Annotated in this window: 13 protein-coding genes; 5 read left to right on the top strand and 8 right to left on the bottom strand. The window is 45.4% G+C overall.

What is annotated here, in order from left to right:
- From ABIL00_07640 to ABIL00_07625, 4 genes are all read left to right on the top strand, one after another.
- A partial coding sequence (locus ABIL00_07640; protein MEO0110630.1) for a glutamate--tRNA ligase family protein occupies nt 1-646 on the top strand: 646 nt, incomplete at its 5' end.
- Between the two features lie 40 nt (nt 647-686).
- A complete protein-coding gene (locus ABIL00_07635; GenBank protein ID MEO0110629.1) occupies nt 687-1,649 on the top strand; it encodes an oxidoreductase in 963 nt (320 codons plus the stop codon).
- Nucleotides 1,646-3,109 (top strand): Ni/Fe hydrogenase subunit alpha, encoded by a 1,464-nt coding sequence (locus tag ABIL00_07630; GenBank protein ID MEO0110628.1) that lies wholly within the window; start codon nt 1,646-1,648, stop codon nt 3,107-3,109. Before ABIL00_07635 ends, ABIL00_07630 begins: the two co-directional genes overlap by 4 nt.
- A gap of 6 nt (nt 3,110-3,115) precedes the next feature.
- A complete protein-coding gene (locus tag ABIL00_07625) occupies nt 3,116-5,218 on the top strand; it encodes a hypothetical protein (protein MEO0110627.1) in 2,103 nt (700 codons plus the stop codon).
- A 2-nt stretch (nt 5,219-5,220) separates the two neighbouring features.
- Here the strand turns inward: ABIL00_07625 and ABIL00_07620 are convergent, their stop codons facing one another.
- From ABIL00_07620 to ABIL00_07585, 8 genes are read right to left on the bottom strand one after another with little or no spacing between them, the layout of a single operon-like run.
- On the bottom strand, nt 5,221-5,352 hold the full coding sequence (locus ABIL00_07620; protein ID MEO0110626.1) for a hypothetical protein: 132 nt from the start codon (nt 5,350-5,352) through the stop codon (nt 5,221-5,223).
- A 30-nt stretch (nt 5,353-5,382) separates the two neighbouring features.
- The gene (locus ABIL00_07615; protein ID MEO0110625.1) at nt 5,383-5,550 is read right to left on the bottom strand and encodes a hypothetical protein; all 168 of its coding nucleotides are present in this window, start codon (nt 5,548-5,550) and stop codon (nt 5,383-5,385) included.
- Nucleotides 5,551-5,555: 5 nt separating this feature from the next.
- Complete coding sequence (gene speB / locus ABIL00_07610) at nt 5,556-6,416, bottom strand: agmatinase (GenBank protein MEO0110624.1); 861 nt, start codon at nt 6,414-6,416, stop codon at nt 5,556-5,558.
- A gap of 42 nt (nt 6,417-6,458) precedes the next feature.
- Complete coding sequence (gene guaA / locus ABIL00_07605) at nt 6,459-7,991, bottom strand: glutamine-hydrolyzing GMP synthase (protein MEO0110623.1); 1,533 nt, start codon at nt 7,989-7,991, stop codon at nt 6,459-6,461.
- A gap of 1 nt (nt 7,992) precedes the next feature.
- Nucleotides 7,993-9,378 (bottom strand): [FeFe] hydrogenase H-cluster radical SAM maturase HydG, encoded by a 1,386-nt coding sequence (hydG, locus tag ABIL00_07600; GenBank protein ID MEO0110622.1) that lies wholly within the window; start codon nt 9,376-9,378, stop codon nt 7,993-7,995.
- Nucleotides 9,375-10,637, bottom strand: coding sequence for a [FeFe] hydrogenase H-cluster radical SAM maturase HydE (gene hydE / locus ABIL00_07595; GenBank protein MEO0110621.1), 1,263 nt, complete (start codon nt 10,635-10,637; stop codon nt 9,375-9,377). Before hydE ends, hydG begins: the two co-directional genes overlap by 4 nt.
- A gap of 5 nt (nt 10,638-10,642) precedes the next feature.
- Entirely contained in the window at nt 10,643-11,035 is a 393-nt protein-coding gene (locus ABIL00_07590) for a hypothetical protein (protein ID MEO0110620.1), read from the bottom strand.
- Between the two features lie 59 nt (nt 11,036-11,094).
- Nucleotides 11,095-11,241 (bottom strand): hypothetical protein, encoded by a 147-nt coding sequence (locus tag ABIL00_07585; GenBank protein ID MEO0110619.1) that lies wholly within the window; start codon nt 11,239-11,241, stop codon nt 11,095-11,097.
- 248 nt (nt 11,242-11,489) lie between these two features.
- Here ABIL00_07585 and ABIL00_07580 point away from each other — a divergent pair.
- Nucleotides 11,490-11,682, top strand: a 193-nt coding sequence (locus tag ABIL00_07580; GenBank protein ID MEO0110618.1) for a helix-turn-helix domain-containing protein, incomplete at its 3' end; no start/stop codon positions are given.

Genomic DNA, 11,682 nt, shown 5'->3' with positions numbered 1-11,682 from the left:
CTTAGAATATAAGGAAGCGGGTTTTTTACCTTCTGCCTTACTTAATTATTTAGCCCTTTTGGGTTGGTCGCCGGGTGGCGATCGAGAGTTTATGACAAAGGAAGAGATGATTGAATTATTCTCCTTAGAAAGGGTGAATAAGGCGAATGCGATATTTGATCTTAAGAAGTTAGAACATTTCAATAGCGTCTATATCCGGAAGTCGGAAGCCAGAGAACTCCTTAACCATCTGAAGCCCTTTTTGAAGGTGACCGGGGAGGAAGGACGTCTCCTTTCCGCAATCAAAATCTCCCAGGAAAGGGCACGAACCCTTATTGACTTGGCGGAGGCGGTAAGTATCTACTTAAAGGAGGAGATTGACTACCCATTAGCGGAGATAAAATCCTTCCTCACTTCGGAAAATCGGGAAAGGCTAAATCTCTTAGCAGAAAGATTCTCTTCCCTTTTAGATTTTAATAAAGAGACAACCGAGAAGGCATTGAGGGGATTGGCTGAGGAATTAAAGATTAAGGCGAGCGAATTAATCCATCCCTGCCGGGTCGCTCTAACCGGCAAGACAGTTGGTCCACCCCTCTTTGACCTGATCGCGGTTTTAGGAAAGGATTTGACAATAAAGAGGCTAAAGAAATTTTCCCAATTGGCTTAAAATAGATTTGACATTTAGAAAAATTTTTTTATGATTAAATATGGCTAAGTTGAAATTTGCTTTTTACTGGGCAGCATCTTGTGGTGGTTGTGAAATCGCGGTCTTGGATATCAATGAGAAAATTTTAGATGTGATCGCCCTTGCCGATATTGTCTTCTGGCCTGTCGCCTTAGATGTGAAATATAAAGATGTAGAAAATTTCCCCCAAGGTTTTATTGATGTCACCTTTTTCAATGGTTCAGTTAGAAATTCTGAGCAGGAGCATCTGGCTAAGGTTTTGCGGGAAAAATCAAAGATCCTTATTGCCTTTGGTAGTTGTGCCCACAAAGGTTGCATTCCGGGTCTTGCTAATCTCTTCTCCCGGGAAGAGATCTTAGAAAGAATCTATAAAAATACCCCTTCTACCAATAATCCAAAGGGAATTTTACCCAAAACCGAATTTGAGAATCTCACCCTGCCGGAGTTTTACGAGCAAGTCTTCCCTTTAGATAAGGTAGTGCCGGTTGATTATTATCTACCGGGTTGTCCCCCCCCCACCAACTTAATCATTGAGGCGGTAGAAAAGATTGCCCAAGGGAAACTTCCGGAAAAAGGGAGTGTTTTAGCCCCCGTCAAAGCCCTCTGTGAGGATTGTGCGCGGAATCCAAAAGAGGCAAAGAAGATGCCGGATATTAAAAGAATGATTGAGATTTCACCCGACCCGAAGAAGTGTTTCTTAGAAGAAGGGGTTATCTGTTTAGGACCGGTAACCAGAAGTGGTTGCCAGACAAGATGCATTAATGCCAATTGGCCCTGTACTGGCTGTCTGGGCCCAACCCCAGAGGTTTTTGACCAAGGGGCAAAGGCAATTTCGGCCATCGCCTCCATTTTAGCCTTGGATAAAGAGAAGAGTCTCCCCGAAGAGGAGCTTGACCGGATGATAGAGAAAATTTCTGATCCGGTCGGCACATTTTATATGTATTCCTTACCCTCTTCCTTAATTCCAAAAAGGAGAAGAAGATGAGAAGAATAACTATTGACCCGATAACCCGTTTGGAAGGGCACGGCAAGATTGAGATCTTCCTAAACGAAAAGGGAGAGGTAGAAAATGCTCTTTTGCAGGTTCCCGAATTGAGGGGTTTTGAGAAGTTCTGCGAAGGGCGGAAGGCGGAGGATATGCCCCAATTAACCTCCCGAATTTGTGGTGTCTGTCCGGTTGCCCATCATATGGCCGCCACTAAGGCGCTTGATGCCTGTTTTGGTATTAAGCCAACCCCCCTCGCAAAAAAGTTGAGGGAACTTTTATATTGCGGTTATATCATTTATGACCATATCCTCCACTTCTATTTCTTAGGGGGCCCGGATCTTTTGGTCGGCTTCCAAGCGGAGAGGGAGAAGAGAAATATCTTCGGGATTATAGAAAAAGTGGGAAAGGAATTGGGTTTGGAGGTGATAAAGCATCGCGCCTATGGCCAATTGATCACCGAAATCCTGGGTGGCAAGGCAACCCATCCGGTCTGTGGTATTCCCGGGGGAGTAACAAAAGGGATTTCCGAAGAGGAGAAGAAAAGGATTGAAGATATGCTCCTCTCTTGTAAGGATTTTGCCTCAAAGACCTTAGAGATTTTCCATAACTTAGTCCTCTCTAATCCGGAATATGTTAGGATCTTTAAAAACGAAAACTTCTCTCTTGACCTTTATAATATGGGTTTGGTTGATGAGAATAACCAATTAAATTTCTATGATGGCGAGGTGAGGGTAACTACGCCCGAGGGGAAGGAGTTTATTAAATTTGCCCCCCAAGATTATCTAAATCACATCCAAGAAGCGGTTGTGGAATGGTCTTATGTTAAAATTCCCTTCTTAAAAGAGGTTGGTTTTAAGGGTTTAGTTCCGGGGAAGGAGAGTGGGCTCTACCGAGTTGGACCCTTAGCTCGGATTAATGTCTCGGAGGGAATAGCAACCCAAGAGGCAAATAAGGAATACGAAAGACTTCTTTCCTTTTATGGGAAAAAACCAATCACTAATGTCTTTGCCTATCACTGGGCAAGATTGATTGAATTATTATACGCCTGCGAAAGGGGATTGGAGTTAATAAGGGAAGAAGGGATAACGGGAAGCGACCTGCGGAATCTGCCCGCCTCCGGCGGGTTAGGAAAACCAAAGGAAGGAGTGGGGATTGTGGAGGCAGCCCGGGGAACTTTGATCCACCACTATAAATTGGACGAAAAGGCTTTAATTAAGGAAGTGAACCTCATCGTTGCCACCACCAATAATAAAGGGGCGATAAATCTCTCTATTCAACAGGGGGCAAGAGAATATATTAAAAGAGACGAGATCACGGAGAATAGTCTCAACCTCATAGAGATCTTTTTCCGTTGTTATGACCCCTGCTTTGCCTGTGCCTCCCATTCCTTCGCCTCCCCTTCTCTCACTTTTGCCATTTACGATGCGCAGAGGAATCTCATCGCCTCTCTCCCTTAAAATCTGATGGTGCTTCTTTTCCTTTATCTAATTAATTTTGAGATCACCAACTGGAAAGTCTATCCCACTTACCAATATATAAACCAGATAGAAGAGAGAAACGATACCTTCTATCTCGCCACTACGGGAGGATTGGTCCTCTTCTCCTTAGAAGAGGAGAAGGTATTGCAAAATTACACCTACCGGGATGGCCTTTCCTCCCATTACCTCCAATCCTTTGCCTGGGATCGGGATGATAATCTCTGGTTAGCTACCCTCTACCGGGGGGTTTTGATTTGGGATAAGAGAAACTTTCTTCGCTATCCCCCCGAAAGGTTGCCCACCTCCATCCGGAAGGTGAAAATCTTCGGTGACACCATCCTCTTGGGAAGTGAGATGGGGGTTTATCTCATTGAGACCCGAGGTTTCTTTCTTCAACCGGATTCGCATCGGCTCCGAAATTTGATTCCCGGCTATATCGTCCACTCCCTTTACGCCGACACCTTTTTTTGGGTGGGGACTGGCCGGGGCTTATTCCGGATTAGTAAAGATGGCCTAATAACGAAATCTTACCGGTTGCCAATCGGCGATTCCATAAAGGGGATCCTCTCGGCGCGGGATACCTTGTTCGTCTGCGGTGAGGACGGTATCGCCTATTATGACCAATCTCTTGACACATTCTTCCCTTCCTTCTTCTTCCCCTTCTCCTTAGTCGTCTTCGATTTCCGTTTCTCTTTTGAGAGATTCTATATCGCCAGCAATCGGGGGACCTTCATCTATGACGGGACAAATTTTTACTCCTTTTATGGTGATTATACCACAGCCCTTTTTATCTCCGACTTCTTCCTTTTGGGAATTCGGGGCGGGGATGCCTCCTCCGGCTCTCTAATCAAGATAGAAGGGGAGCGGATGAAAGAGATAAGATTTAAGACGATTGCCGCCAACTGTATCTTCTCAGTGGTGGAAGATACCGAAGGGGATATCTATCTCTCCCATTTCTTCTGGGGAGCAAATCATCTCACTCTCATTTCCCAGGATACAATCTCCTTTCTCAAGGATACCCTACCCGTCCCCGATCCTTTGGTGATTGATAAGAAGAATCGCCTTTGGGTTGGGCATTGGTCAGAATGGGGAGGGCTTTCTTGCTATGATAAGATTAGTAGGAGTTGGGAGATATTCCGGTGGGGGGAACAGACACCAAAGAATGTGGTCGGTGCCTTAAATATTGACCAGGATGGTACGAAATGGTTCTGGAACGGTATTGGTAATATTGTGGCCTTAGATAGTAGCGGTAGGAGTTATGAGTTTACCGTTCCCGGTTTGGGTGCCTGTCTCCGCGGTCGGGAGATTGCCTTTGACAGTAAAAAGAGGGTCTATTTAGGAACACCCAACGGACTTTTACAATTCGACCCTAAGGGAACCCTTTCTGACCCGACGGATGATTCGGTGAAGATCTTCACCGAAGGTCTCGCCTCAACTAATATCCTCTCGGTCGCTTCTGACTTAAAAGACCGGATTTGGGTGGCAACACCCCAAGGGCTTGCCCTTCTTTCCGGTGAGCGGTTTCGGATCTGGAATGAGGCAAATTCTGGTCTGGTCTCCAACTCCTGCCTCCGGGTGAGGGTTGATAATGGAGGTTGGGTCTGGATCCTAACCGAAGGGGGGCTTTCCCTTTTTCATCCGGAAAAAGATGCTTGGCTTTCCTTCACCCCCAATAATAGTCCAATTCTTCCCAATTGGAAGAATACCTTAGAATATTACCTCTCCCTCACCTTGTCTCCGAATAGAGCGTATGTGGGGACAAGGGAGGGTTTGATAGAAATCACCTATCGGGAAGAAGAAGCGGCAGAGGAAAGATTACTTTTTAGCCTCCACCCCAATCCGCTTCTCCTTCCCCATTCTTCCCGATTGACAATTAAGATTGAGAATTCTATCCCTCCGGATAGTATAAGGGTGGAGATTTTTAATCTCCGGGGTAAGAGGTTAAAACCAAAAAAGGTAGAAACGATAAGAAACGGCTTCCTCTTGGAAATTGATGAATCTTTCGCCTCTGGTCTCTATCTCCTCCGCTTGCGGGAAGAAAAAAAGCCTTATCGGATTGGGGTGGAAAAGTTTGTCATCATTCGTTAGAATTAAAGTGTTTCCTCTTCTTCCAACTCCCCACCCATACATTCTTCATAAGAGGGACATTCGGGACAGCAGGAATTTCTAATTTTCCCCAACTCCTCACAGTCTTTATAATAGGGGCAGATTTCGCAACACATAATCCCTCCTTTAAGATGATTAAACGGTTCTCATCTTCTCGGGTATCTCTTTTTTGTGGTAATGAACTTGTCTCTCCTCTTTTCGTCTTTTGTCAGTTCCATACAGGAATCAAAATATCGGCACTGAGAGCAGCAGTCGTCACGCAATTCGTTCTTCTGGACACAGACGGCATAGCGAACGCAGGCATTACAACACATTATTTCTACCTCCCCAAAAAGACATTCTTTTCATTTACCCCCCTATTAAAATAAGCCAAGATTATCTCTCTCACCAAAAGGGAGACCCCCACCGCATAAGCGAGAGAGGGGTTAGATAAAGGGTTATACTCAACAATATCCGCTCCCACTAAGGTGAGATGGGCAAGTTCTTTGATCGCTGCCAAAAGTTCGGCAAAGAAGATTCCGTTCGGCTCCGGCGTGGAAACGGCTGGGAAGAGACAGCCGTCAAGAATGTCTAAATCTAAGGTGAGATAAATTGGTCTTCCTCTCAATCTCTCTTTAAGCGCCAAGAGTGGTTCTAAGACCCGAAAGGGGTAAAGATTTTTATGCCTTTTCCGACACTCCTCCGTCAGGGAGCGGATACCAAAAGAGAAGATTCCTTCTTCCCCCACCACCTCCTGAATCCTTCTCATTACGGTGGCGTGACAGATCTTCTCCCCTAAGTATTCATCCCGCATATCGGAATGGGCATCAAGGTGAACCAGAATGAGGTCAGGATAGAATTTTTTGTAAGCCTGGACACAGGGCAGGGAAATGGTATGTTCGCCGCCGATACTCAAAACCTTCTTCTTATCGGAAAGGAAGGAAGAGACTCTTTCTTCCACCAATTTGAAAAACTCCTCGGGGGGCATTTCGGGCAAGAGGTCACCGGCATCAAAAATTTTATCTTCGGGTAGGGAGAGATTCTGGTAGGGGCTAAAGGTCTCAATATTTTCCGCTCCCAGCCGCACATTATTGACCGCAAACCGTGTTCCGGGGAGAAAAGAGGATGTGCGGTCAAAAGGGATACCTAAAATGATAAAACTCGCGGCTTTATAATCCGCCCGGGCAAAGTAAAAACGCATTCTTAAAATAGGATAGTAGCAACCTTGTTAATAAAGTCAAGGCTATTCCCATTCAATCGTGGCTGGTGGTTTAGTACTTAAATCGTAGACGACCCGATTTATCCCCTTCACCTCGTTAATTATCCGGTTGGCAATTCGGGCAAGGAGAGGATAAGGTAATTTTGCCCAATCCGCGGTCATCCCGTCACGCGAGGTAACAATTCGCAGGGCACAGACATTTTCATAAGTCCTTTCGTCACCCATCACCCCCACACTCTTTACGGGCAGGAGAATAGAGAATGCCTGCCAGGTCTTTAAGTAAAATCCGGATTTTTTTAACTCAGAAAGGAGAATCTCGTCCGCATCTCTCAACCGCTCCAATTTCTCTCTTGTCACTTCCCCTAAAATGCGCACCGCTAACCCCGGACCGGGAAAGGGGTGCCTTTCTAAAATTACTCTCTTCACCCCCAAAATCTTTCCCAATTCCCGAACCTCGTCCTTAAATAGTTCCTTAAATGGTTCAATCAAATTAAACCTAAGCCGCTCCGGCAAGCCGCCAACATTATGGTGGGTCTTTATCTTGGCGGAAGGACCGCCATGATAGGAACGGCTCTCAATCACATCCGGATAGAGTGTCCCTTGGGCTAAATATCTTATCCCCTTCCCCTCCTCTTCAAAGACCCTAATAAATTCCTCGCCGATAATCTTCCTCTTTTCTTCTGGGTCTTCAACACCTTTCAGTCTTTTTAGGAACCGGTCTTGGGCGTTGATATATCTTATCGGTAATAACTTACCCAAATTGCGTGCCACCTCTTCCTTTTCCCCCCTTCTTAATAGACCGTTATCAACAAAGAGACAAAGAAGGTTTCTGCCCACTGCCTTTTGGCAGAGAAATGCCAAAACCGTAGAATCAACCCCCCCGGAGAGGGCACAGAGGATCTTTTCTCCCTTAACCACTTCCTGAATCTCTCTTATCTTCTGAGAGAGAAAATTACGCATCGTCCACTCTTTTTGACAACCACAGACCTTAAATAAGAAATTAGCGATCACCTCCTTCCCCTTTTCGGTATGGTAGACCTCCGGATGAAACTGAACCCCATAAATCTTCTTTTCTTCATTAAAGAAGGCAGCATTTCTTATCATCTCGGTGCTGGCAGCGGTAACAAAACCAGGGGGTAATTTTACCACCGTATCCCCATGGCTCATCCAGACTCGGAAACGAGAAGGGAGGGAAGAAAAAATTTTCCCCGGGCGCCTAATCGCCAGAACAGCGGGACCGTATTCCCGGATACTCTTATCTTGGGCGGCAGACTCCACCCTTCCCCCAAATAAGTGAGCGATAACCTGCATCCCATAACAGATCCCGAGAATCGGAATATTTAAATTAAAAATTTCTCTTGCCGGTACCGGGTAAGAAAAAGAGTGAACCGAAGCCGGACTCCCAGAGAGAATTATCCCCTTCGGGGCTATATTTCTTATCCGAGAGGGAGGAAAATTGAAGGGATAGATTTCACAATAGACCTTCAATTCCCTTATCCGGCGGGCAATCAATTGGGTGTACTGGGAACCAAAATCTAAGATTAGAATTTTATCCACTTTAAAAATAGAGATCGCGCTCCCCGGCGGAAATCCTCTTTAATAGTTCTTCGGTCTTCTCCCTCAAACCCGAGTTAACCTTTTTTAAATAAAAACTTAAAACCTTCTCCCCCAATTCCTTCACTTCGGGTGAGGCATAATCTTCCAGATATTCTTTGAAAGTCAGAAGGCCATTGGGTCGGCAGAGGAGATGGATATCCCCGGGTTTTGCCAAACTCATAAATCGCTCCCCGGTCCGACCGGAGCGATAGCAGGCGGTGCAGAAACTGGGGATAAAATTCTTCTTTAACATCCCCAAGATTACCTCATCCAGCCTCCTCTGGTCGGAGATGGCAAATTGGGGAGAACTTTCCGAGGCGCTATAACCACCCGGAGTGGTACGCGAACCAGCGCTCGTCTGGGAAATCCCAATCTCAAAGGCACGCTCCCGAATCTCTCCTCGCTCCCGAGTTGAGATGATCATTCCGGTATAAGGAACCGCCAGGCGTAAGATGGCAATAATTTTTAATAGTTCCTCCTCCGAAACCTGATAGAAAGGAGAGAAATTGACAGTTGGTGCCGGACGGAAACGGGGAACGGAGATCGTATGGGGACCGACACCAAATCTCCTCTCTAAATACTGGGCGTGGGAGACTAAACCTAAGACCTCAAATCGGTAATCATAAAGGCCAAAGAGTACGCCAAGACCGATATCATCAATTCCCGCCTGAAAAGCCCGGTTGTGGGCAAAGATTTGCCGCATAAAATCCCTTTTTGGTCCATTATGGATTCTCTCGTAGGTCTTGCGGTGGTAGGTCTCTTGGAATAACTGGTAAGTACCAATTCCTACCTCTTTCAGACGCCGGTAATTTTCCACCGTCGTTGCCGAGATATTAACATTCACCCTTCTAATCTCCCCCTTTCCCTCCTTCGTCTCATAAATCTTCTTAATCGCGGAAACGATATAAGAGATGGAATTATTTTCTGGGTCCTCACCCGCTTCCACCAGAACCCTCTTGTGCCCCATCCGCAAAAGGATTCGCACCTCCTCGGCAATCTCTTCCAAACTCAATTTCCTTCTCGGGTGGGGATTCCGCCGGTGGAAGCCACAATACTCACAGTCGTTGATACAGAAGTTAGAAAGGTAAAGAGGGGCAAAGAGGACAAGCCGTTCCCCATAGATTTCCCGCTTCACCTTTCCCGCCACCCTCGCTATCTCTTCAATCAAATCTTTATCCTGGACATTCAAGAGGGCGGAAACCTCAGAGAGGGAAAGCCCTTTCTTCTTCTCCCCTTTTTTGAGAATCTCTTCTACTTCCTTCTTATCCGGGTGGGCTTTCCCCTCCAAGAGGTTAAAGAATAAATCTTCGTTCACAATCTCTTTTATCTCTTTTTCCGTCTCCGTCATCTTTCAATCTCCGACTTTAAGCGCTCCTCCAGCATATCATAACTCTTCTCATATTTATAAAGTCCATACTTCTCCCAAATCTCCTCTTCATTAAAAGCCCGATTGGGATAGAGGGTATAAAGCGACCGATACCTCTCCGGTGTCAAAATGAACATTAAGGCATTGGCGCCCGCCTGGAGGGCTCTCTTTCTCCCTTCCGGATGAAGAGTCTCTAAGGCGGTGGAGACCGGAATCCTCGCCCTCTTATGGAGGAGGCGAATGATGGCGATTGTCTTTAAGACCAGATCCGTGTCCGGTGGTTGAAAATTGGCTAATGGGGTATCAGGAGAAGGGAGGAAAGGACCGAGAGAGACCATCTCCGGCTTTAATTTCATAACGGTTAAGATATCTTCTGCGATATCCTCAACCTTCTGCCCGGGCAAACCGACTAAAAACCCAGTAGCCAGGAAATAGCCCATCTCCCTTAAGAATTTAAGATGGGACAATCTCCTTTCCAATGATTTACCATTGGGATGGAGGCGAGAAAAGAGAATGGGGTTAGAGGTTTCAAATCTTAAAAGGATACCGGAAGCACCCGCCCGGCGGAGAGTGGCGTAAAACTCCTCCCCCCTTTCTCCGCAACTTAAAAAGATAAAGACCTTAACCCTTGACTTTATCTCCCTCACAACCTCTGCGAGGTCGGCGGCGGAAAAGAAGTAATCCTCTCCGGATTGGAGGACCAAAAGTTTATAACCCTTATTTTCCACCACCTCCACCACCCTTTCTACGATCTCCTTTTTTGTCATCCGGTAACGGCTAATCTTCGCCCCCGAACGTAAACCGCAATATAGGCAGTCATTTTGGCAATGATTGCTAAATTCAATCACCCCATGGATGCAGATAAAATCTTTAATATTTATCTTCCTCGTCATATTGCCTTCGGAGAGGAGGGCTTCCTTTTCGTAGCCTTCGGTATTTAAGAGATAAATAATCTCCTCTTTATTTAGAAGCCGGAATTTTGATTCTTGGATTATCCTCGTAAATCTCTCTGAGACCCGCCTCGGGTCGGTGATGAAGGAATAATTTAAGAAATCCAATATCTCCTGGGCATCCTCTTCACTCACCTTTTTTAAGGCAAGACCGGAAATCGTAAGGAGCCAATCTTTGGGTTTAACTTCTGGCAGCAGGGTGATATCAATAGTAAACTCCTCTTCCCCCTTTTGGACAATTGCCTTTGTCCCCTTTACCTCTTTCACTTGAACTGGAATCGTAAGGCACATAGTACCTATTCCTTTGCTTTCTCTTTTAGGTATTCACAGAGACCCCGGGTTTGGGGATAAAGTTCCACACACATCCGATAGAGGGTGTTCTTCTTCTTTTCCTCTTCGGTTACCTTCCATTGTTCAATCGTCTTCCTCATCTCTTTAATCTTCTCCTCCAACTCCTCCAACTTCTTTCTATCTTGGGCTTTTAATCTATCCTTTCTTAATAGAAGAGAAGCATATTCCCCTTCCAAATCCTTCAATCTTCTTTCGTAGAGAAAAAGAATTTCTCTTTGCCGGATTGCGGCCTCCTCTTCGGTCCCCTTTATCCGCAAGAGCATTTCCCGATACTCTAAGTAACCGTAAACCAAAAGGCCGAAGATGAAGAAGATTAAAATAATCAAAATTAAACGCATAATTTCTTAATATTAGCCTGAGATTAAATATTAGTCAAGTTTCCATATTCCAAGGGATACTATCTACCCCCTAATCTCTTCTTCGGGATTAGACTTTCCTTTAAGCCTAACATTAGACCGTCTCTTAAAACCCGAGTTAGACCGAAGATTAAACTTTCTCTTATTCTCTCCGCAAGACCTTCTCTTATGCCTTTCCTTAAATACAAGATTCACCTTCCCATCAGTTGCCGCTTTACACCAGGATTTAGCCTGATAATTATAACTTCTGTTAGGCTAAAAATTAGGCCTTCCTTTATCACCCCTCTTATATCCCCTATACTGCCCCCCATTTTAGAGGCCAAATCAAATAAGTTATTGTAAATTAAAGACTTGTAAAAAAGGGGCGGCTGGCAAAAATATGAATGACATTAATATTTTAACTTGACAAATTACCACTTTTTAATAAGATTGGATTGTGATAACCCATTTCGCCTCGGAACTCCTTAAAGGTTACCGAAAGGAAGTTGGTCTCTCCCAAAAGGAGATCGCTTTGGAATGCGGTAAGAGCCAAACTCTAATCTCTAAGTTGGAGGCGGGTAAGATTAAAGACCCACCCCTAATTCTAATCTTAAACTACCTCTCGGCACTCGGTATCCCCTGGTCTCGTT

It is taken from the genome of candidate division WOR-3 bacterium, from assembly GCA_039801905.1.
GTDB lineage: Bacteria > Hydrothermota > Tepidihabitantia > Tepidihabitantales > JBDRVQ01 > JBDRVQ01.
This window is presented reverse-complemented; position numbering and strand designations above follow the sequence as displayed.

Excerpts from the sequence above, each read along its gene's own strand:
- ABIL00_07635 (MEO0110629.1), top strand. The coding sequence starts at position 687 with ATGGCTAAGTTGAAATTTGCTTTTTACTGGGCAGCATCTTGTGGTGGT.
- ABIL00_07630 (MEO0110628.1), top strand. The coding sequence starts at position 1,646 with ATGAGAAGAATAACTATTGACCCGATAACCCGTTTGGAAGGGCACGGC.
- ABIL00_07625 (MEO0110627.1), top strand. The coding sequence starts at position 3,116 with ATGGTGCTTCTTTTCCTTTATCTAATTAATTTTGAGATCACCAACTGG.
- ABIL00_07620 (MEO0110626.1), bottom strand. The coding sequence starts at position 5,352 with ATGTGTTGCGAAATCTGCCCCTATTATAAAGACTGTGAGGAGTTGGGG.
- ABIL00_07615 (MEO0110625.1), bottom strand. The coding sequence starts at position 5,550 with ATGTGTTGTAATGCCTGCGTTCGCTATGCCGTCTGTGTCCAGAAGAAC.
- speB (MEO0110624.1), bottom strand. The coding sequence starts at position 6,416 with ATGCGTTTTTACTTTGCCCGGGCGGATTATAAAGCCGCGAGTTTTATC.
- hydG (MEO0110622.1), bottom strand. The coding sequence starts at position 9,378 with ATGACGGAGACGGAAAAAGAGATAAAAGAGATTGTGAACGAAGATTTA.
- hydE (MEO0110621.1), bottom strand. The coding sequence starts at position 10,637 with ATGTGCCTTACGATTCCAGTTCAAGTGAAAGAGGTAAAGGGGACAAAG.
- ABIL00_07590 (MEO0110620.1), bottom strand. The coding sequence starts at position 11,035 with ATGCGTTTAATTTTGATTATTTTAATCTTCTTCATCTTCGGCCTTTTG.